This window comes from Burkholderia sp. AU39826, assembly GCF_020419965.1.
In the GTDB taxonomy this organism is placed as follows: domain Bacteria; phylum Pseudomonadota; class Gammaproteobacteria; order Burkholderiales; family Burkholderiaceae; genus Burkholderia; species Burkholderia semiarida.
The window spans coordinates 18,863-36,056 of record NZ_JAIZQG010000012.1 but is presented as its reverse complement, the minus strand read 5'-3'; the positions used below and the strand labels follow the sequence as shown (position 1 = coordinate 36,056).

Annotated in this window: 15 protein-coding genes; 10 read left to right on the top strand and 5 right to left on the bottom strand. The window is 68.5% G+C overall.

Features of this window, described 5'->3' with window-relative positions; translation table 11 throughout:
* Position 1: 1 nt before the first annotated feature.
* Together LGM42_RS20255 and LGM42_RS20250 are read left to right on the top strand one after the other, a co-directional pair.
* Positions 2 to 844, top strand: coding sequence for a hypothetical protein (locus tag LGM42_RS20255; protein ID WP_060309880.1), 843 nt, complete (start codon positions 2 to 4; stop codon positions 842 to 844).
* Positions 841 to 2,052, top strand: coding sequence for an acyl-CoA dehydrogenase family protein (locus tag LGM42_RS20250; RefSeq protein WP_226233019.1), 1,212 nt, complete (start codon positions 841 to 843; stop codon positions 2,050 to 2,052). The genes LGM42_RS20255 and LGM42_RS20250 overlap by 4 nt, the downstream gene beginning before the upstream one ends.
* Before the next feature lie 87 nt (positions 2,053 to 2,139).
* Here LGM42_RS20250 and LGM42_RS20245 read toward each other — a convergent pair whose 3' ends face one another.
* Together LGM42_RS20245 and LGM42_RS20240 are read right to left on the bottom strand one after the other, a co-directional pair.
* Positions 2,140 to 3,867 carry a YadA family autotransporter adhesin gene (locus LGM42_RS20245; protein WP_226233018.1) on the bottom strand — a complete coding sequence of 576 codons (1,728 nt, stop codon included), beginning with the start codon at positions 3,865 to 3,867 and terminating at the stop codon, positions 2,140 to 2,142.
* A gap of 531 nt (positions 3,868 to 4,398) precedes the next feature.
* Complete coding sequence (locus LGM42_RS20240) at positions 4,399 to 5,247, bottom strand: helix-turn-helix domain-containing protein (RefSeq protein WP_226233017.1); 849 nt, start codon at positions 5,245 to 5,247, stop codon at positions 4,399 to 4,401.
* Positions 5,248 to 5,511: 264 nt separating this feature from the next.
* Between LGM42_RS20240 and LGM42_RS20235 the strand changes: the two genes are divergently transcribed.
* Complete coding sequence (locus LGM42_RS20235; RefSeq protein WP_226233016.1) at positions 5,512 to 6,465, top strand: DUF2167 domain-containing protein; 954 nt, start codon at positions 5,512 to 5,514, stop codon at positions 6,463 to 6,465.
* On the top strand, positions 6,462 to 7,187 hold the full coding sequence (locus tag LGM42_RS20230) for a site-2 protease family protein (protein WP_226233015.1): 726 nt from the start codon (positions 6,462 to 6,464) through the stop codon (positions 7,185 to 7,187). Before LGM42_RS20235 ends, LGM42_RS20230 begins: the two co-directional genes overlap by 4 nt.
* Positions 7,188 to 7,250: 63 nt before the next feature.
* Here the strand turns inward: LGM42_RS20230 and LGM42_RS20225 are convergent, their stop codons facing one another.
* Positions 7,251 to 8,639 (bottom strand): MFS transporter, encoded by a 1,389-nt coding sequence (locus LGM42_RS20225; RefSeq protein ID WP_124659162.1) that lies wholly within the window; start codon positions 8,637 to 8,639, stop codon positions 7,251 to 7,253.
* A gap of 248 nt (positions 8,640 to 8,887) precedes the next feature.
* Between LGM42_RS20225 and LGM42_RS20220 the strand changes: the two genes are divergently transcribed.
* Positions 8,888 to 10,465 carry an aldehyde dehydrogenase (NADP(+)) gene (locus tag LGM42_RS20220; protein WP_226233014.1) on the top strand — a complete coding sequence of 526 codons (1,578 nt, stop codon included), beginning with the start codon at positions 8,888 to 8,890 and terminating at the stop codon, positions 10,463 to 10,465.
* Positions 10,466 to 10,656: 191 nt separating this feature from the next.
* On the top strand, positions 10,657 to 11,211 hold the full coding sequence (locus LGM42_RS20215; RefSeq protein WP_226233013.1) for a hypothetical protein: 555 nt from the start codon (positions 10,657 to 10,659) through the stop codon (positions 11,209 to 11,211).
* Positions 11,212 to 11,327: 116 nt separating this feature from the next.
* Here the strand turns inward: LGM42_RS20215 and kdgD are convergent, their stop codons facing one another.
* On the bottom strand, positions 11,328 to 12,242 hold the full coding sequence (gene kdgD / locus LGM42_RS20210; protein ID WP_059582111.1) for a 5-dehydro-4-deoxyglucarate dehydratase: 915 nt from the start codon (positions 12,240 to 12,242) through the stop codon (positions 11,328 to 11,330).
* A 228-nt stretch (positions 12,243 to 12,470) separates the two neighbouring features.
* On the opposite strand from kdgD, the gene garD reads away from it, so the two are divergent.
* From garD to LGM42_RS20190, 4 genes are all read left to right on the top strand, one after another.
* Positions 12,471 to 14,024 carry a galactarate dehydratase gene (garD, locus tag LGM42_RS20205; RefSeq protein WP_089465815.1) on the top strand — a complete coding sequence of 518 codons (1,554 nt, stop codon included), beginning with the start codon at positions 12,471 to 12,473 and terminating at the stop codon, positions 14,022 to 14,024.
* Between the two features lie 176 nt (positions 14,025 to 14,200).
* Positions 14,201 to 14,593, top strand: a complete 393-nt coding sequence (locus LGM42_RS20200) for a nuclear transport factor 2 family protein (protein ID WP_059582116.1) — start codon at positions 14,201 to 14,203, stop codon at positions 14,591 to 14,593.
* Between the two features lie 78 nt (positions 14,594 to 14,671).
* Positions 14,672 to 15,127, top strand: a complete 456-nt coding sequence (locus LGM42_RS20195) for an RbsD/FucU family protein (protein ID WP_059582119.1) — start codon at positions 14,672 to 14,674, stop codon at positions 15,125 to 15,127.
* Positions 15,128 to 15,315: 188 nt separating this feature from the next.
* The gene (locus tag LGM42_RS20190; RefSeq protein ID WP_059582218.1) at positions 15,316 to 15,753 is read left to right on the top strand and encodes a DoxX family protein; all 438 of its coding nucleotides are present in this window, start codon (positions 15,316 to 15,318) and stop codon (positions 15,751 to 15,753) included.
* 113 nt (positions 15,754 to 15,866) lie between these two features.
* On the opposite strand, the gene LGM42_RS20185 is transcribed toward LGM42_RS20190, so the two are convergent.
* Complete coding sequence (locus LGM42_RS20185; RefSeq protein WP_059582122.1) at positions 15,867 to 17,177, bottom strand: MFS transporter; 1,311 nt, start codon at positions 17,175 to 17,177, stop codon at positions 15,867 to 15,869.
* Positions 17,178 to 17,194 lie beyond the last annotated feature (17 nt).

Here is a 17,194-nt window from a genome sequence, read left to right as displayed (position 1 = left end):
TATGACCTTGCCCATCGGCGCGCCGCGCGAATGGAACGGACAATTCGAGGAAGCGCTGTTTCTGGAGGTGGCGCGACGCCATCGTCCGGACTTCCCCGACAAACTCGCGACGCCGCCGCGCGAGCCGCGCAACGACGACGAACTGGCCGCCGTCGCCGATTACTACACGAAGATGGCGTCGCACGATCTCTTCATCGTGCAGGTCGTCGCGAAGGCGATCGACACGCTGTTCCGCGACGATCCGCATTTCCAGCTGATTTTGTCGCGCCAGCTCGGCGACGACGGCGCGCACGCGGTGATCGGCCGCGAGCGCGTAACCGAACTCACCGGGCGCGATCCGCTGCCGGAAGTCGACCGGCTCGTCGCCGCGCACTGGGCGCGCATCGGCGACATCGCGGTGCGCGACGTCGCGGGCTTTCTCGCGTTCGAATGGCATTACGAGCTGCACATCCTCGCGAAGCTGTGGATCCAGCGCAAGACGGGGCGTATCGGCGACAGCGCGATGCGCGAGCACGGCGAGAACCGGATCCGGCCGGACGAGGAATGGCATCGCGTGCAGATCGTCCAGTGGTGGTTCGACACGCTGCACGCGCTTGCGCCCGCCGAGCGCGACGCGCTGATCGATCGCGTGATCGCGGCCGACGAGGAAACCCAGGCGCGGCTCGACGGCTATCTGCATGACGAGTACGCGCATACCGCACTGGTATTCGGCGCGGATATCGCGGAATATCGTGCGATCTACGACGACTGGCGGCGCGAGATCCTGTCGCGGCTGACCGGCCGCCGGCTCGGCGCGCTCGTACCGCTGTCGGGCGAAACCGTTGAACAGGAAGCTGTCGCATGAACGATCCACGCGGCCCGGCGACGCTGGCGCCGGATACCGATACACCGGCCGTCGACCGCGCTGCGCTGGCCCGCGCGATCGACGCGCTGCGCGTGAGCGCCGCCGAGCGCGACCGCGCGGGCGGTCATGCCGCGCGGGAGAAGCAGTGGCTCGCCGACGCGGGCCTGCTGACGCTCGCGGTGCCGCGCGCGTTCGGCGGGCAGGAAGCGGCGTGGCCGGCGATCTACGACGTGATCCGGCAGGTCGCGCGGGTCGACAGCGCGCTCGCGCATCTCGTCGGCTTTCAGTGCCTGCAGGTGGTGAGCGTCGACGTATGGGGCAACGCCGCGCAGCGCGAGCGCTACCTGCGCGGCACGGTGGACGGGCGCTGGTGGTGGGGCAACGCGGTCAATCCGCTCGACACGCGGCTCGTGGCCACGGCGACGCCCGACGGCGGCTACCGGCTCGACGGCGTGAAGGGCTTCTGTTCCGGCACGCGCGGCTCGCAGCGGATGACGGTGTCCGCGCACGATCCGGCCGTCGGCCGCACCGTGTTCGGCGTGGTGCCGACCGATCGGGCCGGAATCACGGTCAACGACGACTGGGATCCGGTCGGCCAGCGCCAGACCGACAGCGGCAGCGTGCGCTTCGACGGCGTGACGCTCGCGGCGGACGAAGTGCTGCATCGCTCGGAAGCGCCGCCGACGCCGCGCGCGACATTGCGCACGCTCGTGTCGCAGCTCGTGCTGACGAACCTGTTCGTCGGCCTGGCGGAAGGCGCGCTGGCCGAGGCGCGCGACTACGTGCGGCAGCATGGCCGCCCGTGGGTTCATTCGGACGTCGAGCGGGCCGAAGACGATCCGTACACGCTGCAGCGCTTCGGCGACATGCGTGTGCGTGCGATCGCCGCGGCGGCGCTGGCCGATCGCGCGGCCGTCGCGTTGCAGCACGCATGGGCGCGGCAGGATGCGCTGACAACCGACGAACGCGCCGAAGTCGCGCTCGCGGTATCCGAAGCGAAGATCGTCGCGCAGCGCGCGGCGCTCGACAACGGCGAGGCGCTGTTCGACGCATGCGGCGCGCGCGCGACGGCCGCGTCGCTGGGCCTCGACCGCTTCTGGCGGAACGCGCGCACCCACACGCTGCACGATCCGCTCGACTACCGGCTGCGCGATGTGGGCCGGTTCGCGCTGACCGCGGAATTGCCGCAGGCGTCGCTCTATACGTGAAGGCGGCCCGCCCTCTGCGCCGTGGCGCCGATGGCGGGCCGTCGGGCGTCAGGGGCAGCGCCCTGACGCGTCGTTGTCGCAAGCCGATTACCAGCGGTAGCCGACGCCCGCCCCCGCGCCGAACGAGCCGTGCCCCGACACCGCCGTCGTGACCGAGCCCTTGACGAGCCATTTCGCCGTCGCGACGGACAAGCCGACCGCCATCGCGCTTTGACCGCCGTACGTGCCGCCGCCGAGCGCGACGACCTTCTCGCCCGGCAGCACGGCTTGCGGCAGGTTCGCCATCGCGATCGCGCTGGCCGTGCCCGCATTCGCGTCCTTGCGGTACTTCGACATTTCCTCGCGCACGGAGTTGATCGCACCGTTCAACTGGCGCACGTTCACGCCGTCCGTCGGTGCGGTGCCGTCCGCCACGTTGGTCAACTGGCGCTCGGCCCCGGGCGAGCCGATCGACACCGTGTTGTCCCGATCGGCAACCGAATTCGCGCCCAGCGCCACGGCGTTGTTCGCGGTGGCCCGGCTGTTCGTGCCGATCGCGGTCGAATCCGTGCCGGACACGTTCGAGCCCGTGCCGATCGCCGTTCCGTTCGCCGCCGTGACTTTCGAATTCGTGCCAATGGCCGTTCCGTTCGTTGCGGTGACCGTGGCGTTGACGCCGACAGCCGTACCGTTGTCGCCCGAGACGTTCGAGCCGTTGCCGACCGCGGTGCCGTTCGTCGCGGTGACCGACGTATTCGTGCCGATCGCGGTGTCGGTCGGGTTCGTCACCGTGCCGCCCGGGACGCTCGACGAGATCTTGCCGACGGTCGTCGTGAGATTGGCCAGGTCCGCCGTCAGCGTCGACACCTGATTGGCGATCGAGAAGAGCTGCGAGCCGTTCACCGCATCGGTGCTGGTCGCGCTGATGGCGCCAGCCGCGACGTTGACGATCTGACGCTCGGCACCCGCGCTGCCGACGCTGACCACACCGACCGGCGTGCCCGCGAAGCCGCTGTAGGTCACGCCGTTGAGCGCCACGCTGTTGACGGTCGTATAGGCGCGCGTGGTCGCGTTCGCGCCCAGCGCGACGGAGTTCGCGTCGGCGGCGTTCGCTCCTTCGCCGATGGCGACCGCGTTCACGGCGGAGGCCGTCGCACGGGCAATGGCGACGCTGCCGGTCGCGGATGCCGAGCTGTCGACACCGAGCGCGACCGCATCGGCCGCGCCGGCATTGGCCTGGAAGCCGAGAGCCGTACCGCCTGCGGCAATGCTGCCCTTGCCCACGGCCGTCGAGAACGTCGCGGTGGCGCTCGCGCCTTGCCCGACCGCTGTCGACTGGTCGACGGCGAATGAGCCCTGACCGAAGGCGGACGCCGTGGCGCCGTTCGCGATGGCGCCGTTGCCGACCGCCGTTGCCTGAGTGCCGACTGCGCTCGAAGCCGTTCCGATCGCCGTCGCCTGGTCGCCGGTCGCCACGGCGTTTCCGCCGACGGCCGTCGCGAACGTACCGGTCGCGGCCGCCATGCGGCCGATCGCGACGGTCTCGCTATAGGCGCCGGTCGACGAGCCCGAATTCGCGACGGCCGCCGTGCCGATCGCGATGTTGTCGCAGCCGGTTGCCGCGGCCGGATACGTGCTGCTGCCCGAAATGGCGATGTTGCCGACGCAGCCCGCGGACGTTTCGGTCGAAGTGCCGTTTTGCACATAGTCGGCTCGCGCGGGCGCGGAAGCGGCAAATGCGGCCACGGCTGCGCTGACCGTGACGGCAAGCGCGACCTTCGATGTGCGCGGTGCGCGTTGTACGGAATTTCCCAACCCTTGATGATGCGTGTTCATTTGTTTTCCTGAGCTCGATGTAAAAATCGTGTTGTGGCTTGCATGGTCCCCGCCCGCCATCCCGGTTGCATCGATTCGTTCGTGTCTCTTTCGTGACGGATATCGATTTTTCGATCTGTAAAAATGAAAGGTCTACTAACGAAATTTAACCTTCGTCGGTCTCGACGCGACGGGAGCCGGGCGCGGATTACGGCGACTTGCTTGTTTCCGTCACGGCTGTGTCAAAACTTCGCGAGTCCGAAGTCCGAATCGCGACGACGCATTTTGATGGATTCGAGTCGCGCGCATGTTTGCCGCGGCGGCTGAACGCTATGCTTCGGCAGACATTCGTCGAGTGGGGGTGTGATGAGGCAGTGAGCGATAACCGGCGCCGAGCAGCCGGGTTGCCGACGATCACGTGCTCGCTGGCGAGGAAGAGGAGGCGGCGACGCTGCCTGATGCATGTGCTCGCGCCGGCGGCGGCACCGGCCTGCGCTTGCCGGTGGTCCACATGAAGACGGGATCCGTGCGACGCGCTGCGTTGTCGGCGCGTCACTGCGCCGGCAACGCGTCCGCCAGCGCCCGCATCGCGTCCACCGTTTCCGGGTTCGCCGGAAAGAACGCCTCGATCGCGAGTTCCGACAGCGTCACGTCGACCGGCGTGCCGAACACCGTCGTCGTACTGAAGAACGTCAGCTCGCCGTTCGCCGTGCGTAGCCGCAGCGGCACGGCGATATCCGCGAAATCGGTGCGTGCGTGCGAATCGTCGGGCTGGCCGGCCGGCGCCGGATACGCGGCGAGCTCGTCGCGCAGCGCATGCAGCGTGCGGTCGCCGCTTGCGTCGATCTGCCGCTGCAGCCGATGCAGGATATGCGCGCGCCATTCGTGCCAGTTGACGATCTGCGACGCGAGACCGTCCGGATGCAGGCTCAGTCGCAGCACGTTGACGGGCGGCTGCAACAGCGCCGGATCGGCCTGCGCGACCAGCGCGCCGAGCATCCGGTTCGCGGCGAGCAGCGTCCAGTGGCGATCCACCGCAAGCGCGGGGTAGGGCTCGTGGCCGCGCAGCACGGCTTCGACCGCGTGGCGCGCGGCATCGAGCTGCGGATCGGAGAACGGCCGCTCGCGAAACAGCGGTGCATAGCCGGCCGCGACGAGCAGCGCATTGCGTTCGCGCAGCGGCACGTCGAGGCGCTCCGCGAGGTGCAGCACCATCTCGCGGCTCGGCTGCGTGCGGCCCGATTCGACGAAGCTCAGGTGTCGCGCGGATACGTCCGCCTCCAGCGCGAGCGCCATCTGGCTCAAGCGCCTGCGTTGACGCCACGTGCGCAGCAGCGGGCCGATGCCGGATACGCGGCCGGCGGACGGGGGAAGCGAATGGAGGGCGGCGGTCGAGTTCATGGTGGAGATGATAGGCAATCCTGCGCGCGTCGGGCATTACCCGGCAGGTAAGCATTCCAGGCCGGCGTGCTTCGCCGCTTGAGTCGATTCCGCCGGCTGTCACCGTGGCCTCCCTCCCGCCCCGCATTTCGCTCCCTGGCGCGTCGCGCCGCTGCGTTACCATAGCCCCCGTGCCACCTGAGAGGCGGCGCCGGACCCGCGGCCACGATGCCAGGGCCGGACGCCGCGCACATCGACAACAAGGCATTCCAGGGGAATCCAACAATGAAAAAACTTGCCGTCCGGCTCGCCTGCGTGGCGACGCTCGCCCTCGCCGCGACCAGCGGCCACGCGCAGACCGAAGCCGCGCAGGTCGAAATGAGGGCCGCCGCCGCGGCCGCCAACGAAGCGGTCGTGAAGGGGCCGACCGACATCGACGTGAAACACGAAGCCGTGCTGAAGCTGAAGGCCGGCGAGTCGTTCGTGCCGGCCGCCGAAGCCGGCCGCTACCTGCGCTCGATGGGCAACGCGATCGACGAATCGAAGCTGGTCGGCCTCGTGCTGCCCGACGATCCGGACGCCGACTGGATCTCGGTCGTGTCGTTCGAGCCGAGCGGCTACATCCGCGACGACGACGCGAAGGACTGGAAGCCCGACGAGCTGCTGAAAAGCCTGCAGGCCGGCACCGAGGAAAACAACCCGGCGCGCAAGGCGCGCGGCCTGCCCGAAACCGAGGTGGTCGGCTGGGCGAAGGCGCCCGCGTACGACGCGGCCACGCACCGGCTCGTGTGGTCCGCGATCATCCGCGACAAGGGCGCGGCGCCGAATGCGGGGACCGACGGCGTGAACTACCGGACGCTCGTGCTCGGCCGCGACGGCTACCTGTCGCTGACGATGGCGTCGACGCTCGCCGACCTGCCGAAGTACAAGGCATCGGCCGACGCGCTGCTGTCGAACATCCGCTTCAACGACGGCAAGCGTTACGCCGACTTCAACCAGTCGACCGACCACGTCGCCGAGTACGGGCTCGCGGCGCTGATCGTCGGCGTCGGCGCGAAGAAGCTCGGGCTGCTCGCGCTGATCGGCGCGTTCGCGGTGAAGTTCTTCAAGATCGGCGCGGTCGCGCTGCTGGCCGGCGGCGCGGCGCTCAAGCGTTTCTTCGGGCGCAAGCCGAAGGCGGCCGCGGTGCCGGCCGTCGCCGACGCATCCGACGCGGCCGCCACGGAGCGCAAGGAATGACGAAGCTGCTGCTGCTGATCTTCGGCGGGCTGAAGCTCGGCAAGGTGCTCGTATCGGCCGGCACGATGCTCGCGTCGATCGCGGTCTATGCGCTGTTCTACGGCTGGCGCTTCGCGGCCGGTTTCGTCGCGTTGCTGCTGGTGCACGAAGCCGGCCACTACGTCGCCGCGCAGCGGCGCGGGCTCGACGTCGGGCTGCCGACCTTCATCCCGTTCGTCGGCGCGTGGATCGAGTTGAAGGCGATGCCGCACGACGCGGAAACGGAAGCGTACGTCGGCCTTGCCGGGCCGTTCGTCGGCACGCTCGGCGCGCTGGCCTGCTACGCGGCCGCGCGCCACACCGACAGCAACCTGCTGCTCGCGCTGTCGTACACGGGTTTCTTCCTCAATCTGTTCAACATGATTCCGCTGTCGCCGTTCGACGGCGGGAGGATCACCGCGGTGCTGTCGCCGCGCATCTGGTTCGCGGGCGTACCGGTGTTGATCGCGCTGTTCGCGTATCGGCCGAGCCCGCTGCTGATCGTGATGGCGATCCTCGCGCTGCCTCAGTTGAAGCGTGCGTGGCGCTACGATCCCGACGCGCCGGAGAACCGCGCGTACTACGCGACGTCGATCGAGACGAAGACGACCTACGCGCTCTGCTACGTCGGCCTGGTCGCATTCCTCGCGCTGATGACGTCCGGCGTGCACGACATGCTGCGTGCCGTGCACGCGTCGACCTGACGTCGATCCGATGCAAAAACGGCGGCCGCTGTTACGCGGCCGCCTCTTTCCCGAGGTCGAGCCTCACGCGTCGCGATGACGCAGTTCGACGCGCTTGATGTCCTTCACGATCACGAGATAGCTGAACACGGTGACGAGCGCGTTCAGCCCGACGAACACGAGTGCGCCGTTGAACGAGCCGCTCGCGCCGACGAGATAGCCGATCGCGATCGGCGCGACGATGCCCGCCGTGTTGCCGAACATGTTGAACAGGCTGCCCGACAGGCCGATCGCTTCCTTCGGCGCGGTATCCGCGACGACGGCCCAGCCGAGCGAGCCGATCCCCTTCCCGAAGAACGACACGGCCATCAGCGTGATCACCAGCGCTTCGCTGTCGACGTAGTTGCAGCCGATGATCGCCATCGACAGCGCCATCCCGCCGACGATCGGGATCTTGCGCGCCAGCGTCAGCGAGACGCCGCGGCGGATCAGCGCATCCGACAGCATCCCGCCGAGCACGCCGCCGAGGAACCCGCAGATCGCCGGCAGCGACGTCATGAAGCCGGCCTTCAGCAGCGACATCCCGCGCGCCTGCACGAGGTAGATCGGGAACCACGTGAGGAAGAAGTACGTGAGCACGTTCACGCAGTACTGGCCGAGGTACACGCCGATCAGCATCCGGTTCGACAGCAACTGGCGCACGTAGTACCAGCCCGCCACGCGGCTGCCTTCGGAAGCGCCGCCGCCGCGCGCGCCGGCGGGCTGGCCGCTCGACCGCACGAGCCCGCCGCCCTGCTCGATATGGTCGAGTTCCGCGCGGTTCACGGCCGGATGGTCGGCCGGGTCCTTCACGACACGCAGCCACAGGAACGCGAGCGCGATGCCGGCCACGCCGAGCCACAGGTACACCTGGTGCCAGCCGTACGCATGCGTGAGCCAGGCCATCAGCGGCGAGAACACCACGGCCGCGAAGTACTGCGCGGCGTTGAAGATCGCCGACGCGGTGCCGCGCTCGGCGGTCGGGAACCAGCTCGCGACGACCTTCGCGTTCGCCGGAAACGCGGGGGCCTCCGCGATGCCGACCGCGAAGCGCATCGCGAACAGCGCGGCGACCGCGAACGCGGCGCTGCCGCCGAGGCCGATCGTGCTCTGCAGCAGCGTGAACGCCGACCACAGGAAGATGCTCGCCGCATACACGCGCCGCGCGCCGAAGCGGTCGAGCAGCCAGCCGCTCGGCAGTTGCGCGAGCACGTACGCCCAGCTGAACGCCGAAAAGATGTAGCCCATCGTCACCGGGTCGATGCCGAACGCCTTGCGGATCGGCGTGCCGGTGATCGACAGCGTCGCGCGGTCCGCATAGTTGAGCGTCGTGACGACGAACAGCATCGCGAGGATCCAGTAGCGCACGGCGGTCCGGCGCGCGGTGCGCGCGAGATCGAGCGGAAGATCGCGAGGGGAGGTCTGATTGTTCACTTTAAATGTACGTCGTCGTATGACATGGCCGAAAGTTTATTGACGATGGCCGAATTCAGAAACCTCGGGTTTTCCCTCTGAAGGCCTCGTCACAATGTGGGAAAGTCGTGATTCGCTGGCCGGACAAGGCCGGCGGAGTGTATCGTCGGCGCCTTCGCAGGCGGCGCGAACGATGTCATGATGTCGGCAGACATCGTATCTGTTGCGCTACAATGCGCTATCTATTCCCGAACCACGGAGCACACCCCATGCAACTGACAGGAGAGATGCTGATCGGCGCCGAAGCGGTGGTCGGCTCGGCCGGCACCTTGCACGCGTTCGATCCGACGAAGGGCGCGCCGATCGAGGCCCCGGCGTTCGGCGTCGCGACGCAGGCCGACGTCGACCGCGCGTGCGAGCTCGCACGCGACGCGTTCGATGCGTACCGCACGCAGCCGCTCGCGGCCCGCGCGGCGTTTCTCGAAGCGATCGCCGATGAAATCGTCGCGCTCGGCGACGCGCTGATCGAGCGCGCGCACGCCGAAACGGGGCTGCCCGTCGCGCGGCTGCAGGGCGAGCGCGGCCGCACCGTCGGCCAGCTTCGGCTGTTCGCGCGCGTCGTGCGCGACGGACGCTTCCTCGCCGCGTCGATCGATCCCGCGCAGCCGGCTCGTACGCCGCTGCCGCGGTCGGACCTGCGGCTGCAGAAAGTCGCGCTCGGGCCCGTCGTCGTGTTCGGCGCGAGCAACTTCCCGCTCGCGTTCTCGGTGGCCGGTGGCGATACTGCGTCGGCACTCGCGGCGGGCTGCCCGGTGATCGTGAAAGCCCATGAAGCGCATCTCGGCACGTCCGAGCTGGTCGGCCGCGCGATCCGCGCCGCCGTCGAGAAAACCGGCATGCCGGCCGGCGTGTTCTCGCTGCTGATCGGCCCCGGCCGCGTGACCGGCGCGGCGCTGGTCAGCCATCCGGCGATCCAGGCCGTCGGTTTCACCGGTTCGCGGCAGGGCGGGATGGCGCTCGTGCAGCTCGCGAACGCGCGTCCGCAGCCGATTCCGGTCTATGCGGAAATGAGCAGCATCAACCCCGTCGTGCTGTTCCCGGCCGCGCTGGCCGCGCGCGGCGACGCGATCGCGACGGGCTTCGTCGATTCGCTGACGCTCGGCGTCGGCCAGTTCTGCACCAATCCGGGCCTCGTGCTCGCGATCGACGGCCCCGATCTCGACCGCTTCGAGACGGCCGCCGCGCAGGCGCTCGCGAAGAAGCCGGCCGGCGTGATGCTCACGCCGGGCATCGCCGATGCGTACCGCAACGGGCGCGGCAAGCTGGCCGAACTGCCGGGCGTGCGCGAAATCGGCGCGGGCGAGGCCGCGCAGAGTCACTGCCAGGCCGGCGGCGCGCTGTACGAAGTCGGCGCGCAGGCGTTCCTGGGCGAGCCGGCGTTCGGCCACGAAGTGTTCGGGCCGGCGTCGCTGATCGTGCGCTGCCGCGATCTCGACGAAGTCGCGCGCGTGCTCGACGCGCTCGAAGGCCAGTTGACGGCCACGCTGCAAATCGACGCCGACGACAAGCCGCTCGCGCGCCGGCTGCTGCCGATCCTCGAACGCAAGGCCGGGCGCCTGCTGGTCAACGGCTACCCGACCGGCGTCGAGGTGTGCGACGCGATGGTGCACGGCGGGCCGTTCCCCGCGACGTCGAACCCGGCCGTCACGTCGGTCGGCGCGACCGCGATCGAGCGTTTCCTGCGGCCCGTGTGCTATCAGGATTTCCCGGACGACCTGCTGCCCGAAGCGCTGCAGGAAGGCAATCCGCTCGCGATTCCGCGGCTGCGGGACGGCAAGGCCGAGTGACGTGGCGGCGGCCCGGCGGGAACGCCGGGCTGCTTGCCGGATGGACGAAAGCGGAGGCGGCCGGTGGCCGTCTCCGCTTTTTTTCGGAGTGGCTTTCCTGTCGCCGGCAATTCTCCTACAGTAGCGAAGCCCCGGGCCGTCCGGCCCGCGGGCGAGCCTGAGAGATCACAAGACCAACGAGGAACCATCCGATGAATATCAGCAAGCGTGGCGACCACCTGTTCGCGGCCGGGTTGTGGAAAGCGATCGGCGACGTCGCGAAATCGGTCCGTACCCAGATCGGCGAATACAGCGAAGGGCGCGTGCTGGCCGACGCGCTGTTCGCGCTGCAGCGCGAACTGGGCGGCAGCGAATTCGACGTGACGATCAACCAGGGGCGGCCCGTCGCGGGCTCCGATCCGCATTCGTTGATCTTCGGCAGGGCCGTCGAGCGTTTCAGGTACGACATGGAGGCGGTGGTGTTCGCGCTGAAGCACCGCCGCAGCATCGAGGGGCCGAACGGCGCGCAGCGCGCCGACGCGCTCACGCAGGCCAACACGCATCTCGCCACCGCGAAGCAGTACGCGATGTTCACGGTCGGGCGATTCTTCGATGCGGTCGTCGACCGCGACGTGCTGGAACAGATCGTGGGCGCCGAGTCGCCGGCGCGCGGCCGGCCGGTTGCCGCGCGCAAGGGGATCGACGAGACGCAGCGCACGCTCGCCGGCGTGCGCCAGCGGATCATCGGCGCGATCGCGCAGATGTAATGGAATGGCCGCGCCGGCTCGTCGAGCCGCGCGGCCATCGCGTGATACGGATACGGATCAGCGGGGGAGCCGGCGCGCCGTGCCGATGAAGGGCCCGCGCCGCCGGCGAACCCCGCTTACTGCGGGCCCATCTTCTTGATCAGCACGTCGAGCTCGGCCGCCTCTTCGTCGGTCAGGTCGACGAGCGGTGCGCGCACCGGGCCCGCGTCGTGGCCGACGAGCTTCGCGCCGGCCTTCACGATGCTGACCGCGTAGCCTGCGCGGCGATTGCGGATCTTCAGGTACGGCAGGAAGAACTCGTCGATCAGGCGGCCGACCGTTTCGTGGTCGTCCTTCGCGATCGCTTCGTAGAAAGCCATCGCCGTCTTCGGGATGAAGTTGAACACCGCCGACGAGTACACCGGCACGCCGAGCGCCTTGTACGCGGCCGCATAGACTTCGGCCGTCGGCAGGCCGCCGAGGTACGCGAAGCGGTCGCCGAGGCGGCGGCGGATGGTGACCATGCTCTCGATTTCGCCGACGCCGTCCTTGAAGCCGATCAGGTTCGGGCAACGGTCGGCGAGGCGCTCGAGCATGTCCGCATTCAGCTTCGAATTCGCGCGGTTGTACACCACCACGCCGATCTTCAGCGCGCGGCAGACCTGCTCGACGTGCTCGGCGATCCCTTCCTGGCTGGCTTCGGTCAGGTAGTGCGGCATCAGCAGCACGCCGCTCGCGCCGAGGCGCTCGGCTTCCTGCGCATATTCGATCGCGACGCGCGTCGCGCCGCCCGCACCGGCGAGGATCGGCACCTTGCCCTTGCAGGTTTCCGTCGCGACGCGGATCACGTCCGAGTACTCGCGCTGCGTGAGCGAGAAGAATTCGCCGGTGCCGCCGGCCGCGAACAGCGCGCTCGCGCCATACGGCGCCAGCCATTCCAGGCGCTCGGCATAGGTGGACGGACGGAAGCTGCCGTCGGCGTCGAAATCCGTCAGCGGAAACGACAGCAGGCCGTGGGAGATGATCTGTTTGAGTTCTTGCGGTGAAGTCATGGTTGGGTCGTCCGTCTAGCGCGAGTGCTGGTTCGTCGGGAACGGCATACGAGCCGAAGTGGCGATGTCGTTGTATGTCATCGTACAACGCAAGAAAGCGCGGCGCAAGCGGTTTGCTGACTGGCAAAGAGTAGGGTCTTTCCGGATAAGGGTTTACGCAGCATCGTGGAATGCGGTTGAATGTCATATGATGACTAACGATATCGCAGACTGCTTCCAGGAATTCCGATGACTGCTTCCCCTCTCTACATCCGCGTGCATGCGGACGACAACGTCGCGATCGTCGTCAACGACGGCGGTTTGCCCGAAGGCGCGACGTTCGCCGACGGGCTGACGCTGCGCGAAGGCGTGCCGCAGGGTCACAAGGTCGCGCTCGTCGACCTCGCAGCCGGCGACCCGGTCATTCGCTACAACGTGGTGATCGGCTATGCACTGGCCGACCTGCGGCGCGGCAGCTGGGTCAACGAGCGCACGATGCGCATGCCCGAGCCGCCGGGGCTCGACGACCTGCCGCTCGCCACGCGCGCCGCGCCGCCGCTCGAGCCGCTCGACGGCTATACGTTCGAGGGTTTCCGCAATGCCGACGGCTCGGTCGGCACGCGCAACATCCTCGCGATCACGACGACCGTGCAGTGCGTGTCGGGCGTCGTCGAGCACGCGGTGAAGCGGATCAAGGACGAACTGCTGCCGCGCTACCCGAACGTCGACGACGTGGTTGGGCTCGAGCATACGTACGGCTGCGGCGTCGCGATCGATGCGCCCGACGCCGACATCCCGATCCGCACGCTGCGCAACATCAGCCTGAACCCGAACTTCGGCGGCGAGGTGATGACGGTGAGCCTCGGCTGCGAGAAGCTCCAGCCCGAGCGCCTGCTGCCGCCGGGCGCGATTCCGGTGGCCGCCGACGGCGCGAGCGACAACGGCGGCGTCGTCTGCCTGCAGGACGCCGCGCACGTCGGCTTCAACTCGATGATCGACTCGATCATGAAGATGGCCGAATCGCATCTCGAGCGGCTCAACCGCCGCCGCCGCGAGACCTGCCCCGCGTCGGATCTCGTCGTCGGCGTGCAGTGCGGCGGCAGCGACGCGTTCTCGGGGCTCACCGCGAATCCGGCGGTCGGCTTCGCGGCCGACCTGCTCGTGCGCGCGGGCGCGACGATCATGTTCTCGGAAGTGACCGAAGTGCGCGACGGCGTCGCGCAGCTCACGTCGCGCGCGGCGAACGAGACGGTCGCCCGCGAGATCATTCGCGAGATGGACTGGTACGACCGCTATCTGGCGCGCGGCCGTGTCGACCGCAGCGCGAACACGACGCCGGGCAACAAGAAGGGCGGCCTGTCGAACATCGTCGAGAAGGCGATGGGATCGATCGTGAAGTCGGGCAGCGCGCCGATCGCCGGCGTCGTGCGCCCCGGCGATCGTGCACGACAGAAGGGGCTGCTGTATGCGGCGACGCCCGCGAGCGACTTCATCTGCGGCACGCTGCAGCTCGCGGCGGGGATGAACCTGCACATCTTCACGACCGGCCGCGGCACGCCGTACGGCCTCGCGCAGGTGCCGGTGATCAAGGTGGCGACGCGCAGCGATCTCGCGCGCCGCTGGCACGACCTGATGGATCTCGATGCGGGGCGGATCGCGACCGGCACGGCGACGATCGAGGACATGGGCTGGGAACTGTTCCGGCTGATGCTCGACGTCGCGAGCGGCAAGCGCCGCACGTGGGCCGAGCAATGGAAGCTCGCGAATGCGCTGACGCTGTTCAATCCGGCGCCGGTGACCTGACGCGCGCGGCAGGTACGCGATGCGGGCGCCTTCGGGCGCCCGTTTTCTTTCGGGATGGCGCACGCGCGATTTCCTTACCTCCTGCGTAATCGACCGCCCGCGCGAGACCGGCGACGATGGCGGCACGCGGACACGAAACGTTCGCGATATCGTCCACCGACACAAGGAGCCTCGCCATGAACACCGCTCAATCCGCATCGTCCGTGCATGCCGACCTGATCGACCGCTACTTCGCCGCGTGGAACGAACCCGACGGCGCACGCCGTCGTGCGCTGATCGACGCGACGTATGCGAGCGACGCGGCCTATCGCGATCCGCTGATGGCGGGCGACGGCCACGCGGGCATCGACACGATGATCGCCGCCGTGCAGCAACGCTTCCCCGCGTACCGCTTCCGCCGCACGACCGACGTCGACGCGTTCGGCCAGCACCTGCGGTTCTCGTGGGCGCTCGTGTCGCCCGACGGCGCGGCGATCGTGAAGGGTTCGGACTTCGGCACCGTCGACGCATCGGGCCGCCTCGCTTCGGTCACGGGTTTCATCGACGAAATGCCGGCCGCGGCGGCGTGACGCGAACGGCACATGCGCAGCGGCCGCCGGGATCGGGTAACGTTATGCGATTCGTTCCTGATCCCGGAGACAACCGACATGCTGAAGAATCTCGACCCGCTGCTGCACGCCGACATCCTGCACACGCTGCGCGCAATGGGCCACGGTGACGAAATCGCGATCTGCGATGCGAATTTTCCGGCGGAATCCGTCGCGGAGCACACGGTGGTCGGCCGCGCGCTGCGCATCGACGGCGCCGATTCGGCGCGCGTCGTGCGCGCCGTGCTGTCGGTGCTGCCGCTCGATACGTTCGTCGATACGCCCGCATGGCGGATGGAAGTCGTCGGCGACGCGGCCGCGGTGCCGCCCGTGCAGCGCGAAGTGCAGGCCGAGATCGACCGCGCGGAAGGGCGCGCGGTGCCGCTTGCCGGCGTCGAACGTTTCGCGTTCTACGAGCGCGCGCAGCAGGCGTACGCGGTGATCGTCACCGGCGAAACGCGCGGCTACGGCTGCTTCATCTTCAAGAAAGGCGTGTTGTTGAGCGACGCGGGCTAAACGCGTTTTTCAGCGCGCCGGGCTGCCGGCGCGGTCGCCGCGTTGTAAAGATTTGCTACAAGGTCTTGGACACCGCGAAAAGACCCTCTATGCTGGCCCATTTGCCGCGCGCCCTGCCGGGCCGCGCGGCGCCGAACCGCCCGGGCGCGCCCCGCGCGGACGGCCGAATTGCATACGAGGAGAAAGGCATGACGCGTACCGTCGATTCCGGCGTCATTTTTTTCGCGCGCCTGGCGCTGGCGGCGTTGTTCTTGTGGGGCGGCATCATGAAGCTGCTTGGCTACAGCGACTTCGTCGCGTATCTGCACGGGATGAACGTGCCTTATCAACAGGTCGTCGCGCCGATCGTCGTCGCGATCGAGGGGCTGGGCGGTCTGCTGCTGATCGTCGGCTACAAGGTACGGCCGCTCGCGTTGCTGATGGCGGTCTACACGATCGCGACCGCGATGGTCGGGCACAATTTCTGGGACGCGACGAGCGCCGCCGTCCAGCACGACATGGTGATTCACTTCTGGAAGAACGTCGCGATCGCGGGCGGTTTCCTGCTGCTGTTCGTCACCGGCGCCGGCGGCGCGAGCATCGACGCGCTGCGTCGGCCGAGTTCGTCGTACGGCGTGCTGCGTTGAACTGAGCACGCCTGCGCCGTCGCCGCTGCGCCGTCGCAAATCAAAAGGGCCGGATCCCGCACGCCGCGGGATTCGGCCCTTCGTTCATCCGGCCGGCGCATGCGCGCCGACGTTCAGCGTGCGTCCTTCACGTCCTTCGCATCCTTCGAGAATTGCACCGCGATCGCGCCGAGCACGCAGATCGCCGCGACGTACACGACCGGTGCGAGCGGATTGGACTTCATCATCAGCGACACGATCACCGGCGTGAGGCCGCCGAAGATCGCATACGCGACGTTGTACGAGAACGAGATGCCCGAGAAGCGCACGACGGCCGGGAAGCTCTTGACCATCACGAACGGCACCGCGCCGATCGTGCCGACCATGAAGCCCGCGATCCCGTAGTAGAGCGGCAGCGTCGACGCATCGGCCGCGACCTGCGCGAACAGCAGGTAATAGCACGCGGCCAGCCCGATGCCGCCGATGGCGAGCACGCGCTTCGCGCCGATCCAGCCCGCGAGCGAGCCGGCGGTGATGCAGCCGGCCGTCAGGCACAGCGTCGCGACGCTGTTCGCGAACAGCGTCGTCGCGGGCGACAGGTGGAACTGCTTTTGCAGCAGCGCGGGCGTCATCAGGATCACGACGACGATCGCGGCCGACAGCATCCACGTGAGCAGCATCGACACGATCACCGCGCGGCCGTGGTCGCGCAGCACCGCCTTCAGCGGAATCTCGGCCGCGAGCGCCTTCTTCGCCTTCATCTCGGCGAACACCGGCGTTTCATGCAGCCAGCGGCGCAGGTACACGGAGAACAGCCCGAACACGCCGCCGAGCAGGAACGGGATCCGCCACGCGAACGCGCCGACTTCCGCCGCGGAGTAGCGGCTGTTGATGCCGGCCGCGACGAGCGAGCCGAGCAGGATGCCGGCCGTGAGGCCCGCGGTCAGCGTGCCGCACGCATAGCCGATATGGCGCGACGGCACGTGCTCGGACACGAACACCCACGCGCCCGGCACTTCGCCGCCCACCGCCGCGCCCTGCAGCACGCGGAACAGCAGCAGCAACACCGGCGCGAGGATGCCGATCGTGTCGTAGGTCGGCAGCAGGCCCATCAGCAGCGTCGGCACCGACATCATCAGCACGCTCAGCGTGAACATCCGCTTGCGGCCGAACAGGTCGCCGAAGTGCGCCATGATCACGCCGCCGAGCGGGCGCGCGAGATAGCCGGCCGCGAAGATGCCGAACGTCTGCAACTGGCGCAGCCAGTCGGGAATGTCGTGCGGGAAGAAGAGTTGTCCTATCGCCGGCGCGAAGAACACGAAGATGATGAAGTCGTAGAACTCGAGGGCGCCGCCGAGTGCGGCAAGGCCAAGGGTCTTGTAGTCGCTGCGCGTGAGCGCGCGTTCGGCGGCGCGAGGTACGCCGCTCAATTCGGAAGCTTGCATGGTCAGGACGATCGGTT

What these genes read in the sequence shown, in the direction of transcription:
- LGM42_RS20255 (WP_060309880.1), top strand. Translation starts at nt 2, where the DNA reads ATGACCTTGCCCATCGGCGCGCCGCGCGAATGGAACGGACAATTCGAG.
- LGM42_RS20250 (WP_226233019.1), top strand. Translation starts at nt 841, where the DNA reads ATGAACGATCCACGCGGCCCGGCGACGCTGGCGCCGGATACCGATACA.
- LGM42_RS20245 (WP_226233018.1), bottom strand. Translation starts at nt 3,867, where the DNA reads ATGAACACGCATCATCAAGGGTTGGGAAATTCCGTACAACGCGCACCG.
- LGM42_RS20240 (WP_226233017.1), bottom strand. Translation starts at nt 5,247, where the DNA reads ATGAACTCGACCGCCGCCCTCCATTCGCTTCCCCCGTCCGCCGGCCGC.
- LGM42_RS20235 (WP_226233016.1), top strand. Translation starts at nt 5,512, where the DNA reads ATGAAAAAACTTGCCGTCCGGCTCGCCTGCGTGGCGACGCTCGCCCTC.
- LGM42_RS20230 (WP_226233015.1), top strand. Translation starts at nt 6,462, where the DNA reads ATGACGAAGCTGCTGCTGCTGATCTTCGGCGGGCTGAAGCTCGGCAAG.
- LGM42_RS20220 (WP_226233014.1), top strand. Translation starts at nt 8,888, where the DNA reads ATGCAACTGACAGGAGAGATGCTGATCGGCGCCGAAGCGGTGGTCGGC.
- LGM42_RS20215 (WP_226233013.1), top strand. Translation starts at nt 10,657, where the DNA reads ATGAATATCAGCAAGCGTGGCGACCACCTGTTCGCGGCCGGGTTGTGG.
- kdgD (WP_059582111.1), bottom strand. Translation starts at nt 12,242, where the DNA reads ATGACTTCACCGCAAGAACTCAAACAGATCATCTCCCACGGCCTGCTG.
- garD (WP_089465815.1), top strand. Translation starts at nt 12,471, where the DNA reads ATGACTGCTTCCCCTCTCTACATCCGCGTGCATGCGGACGACAACGTC.
- LGM42_RS20200 (WP_059582116.1), top strand. Translation starts at nt 14,201, where the DNA reads ATGAACACCGCTCAATCCGCATCGTCCGTGCATGCCGACCTGATCGAC.
- LGM42_RS20195 (WP_059582119.1), top strand. Translation starts at nt 14,672, where the DNA reads ATGCTGAAGAATCTCGACCCGCTGCTGCACGCCGACATCCTGCACACG.
- LGM42_RS20190 (WP_059582218.1), top strand. Translation starts at nt 15,316, where the DNA reads ATGACGCGTACCGTCGATTCCGGCGTCATTTTTTTCGCGCGCCTGGCG.
- LGM42_RS20185 (WP_059582122.1), bottom strand. Translation starts at nt 17,177, where the DNA reads ATGCAAGCTTCCGAATTGAGCGGCGTACCTCGCGCCGCCGAACGCGCG.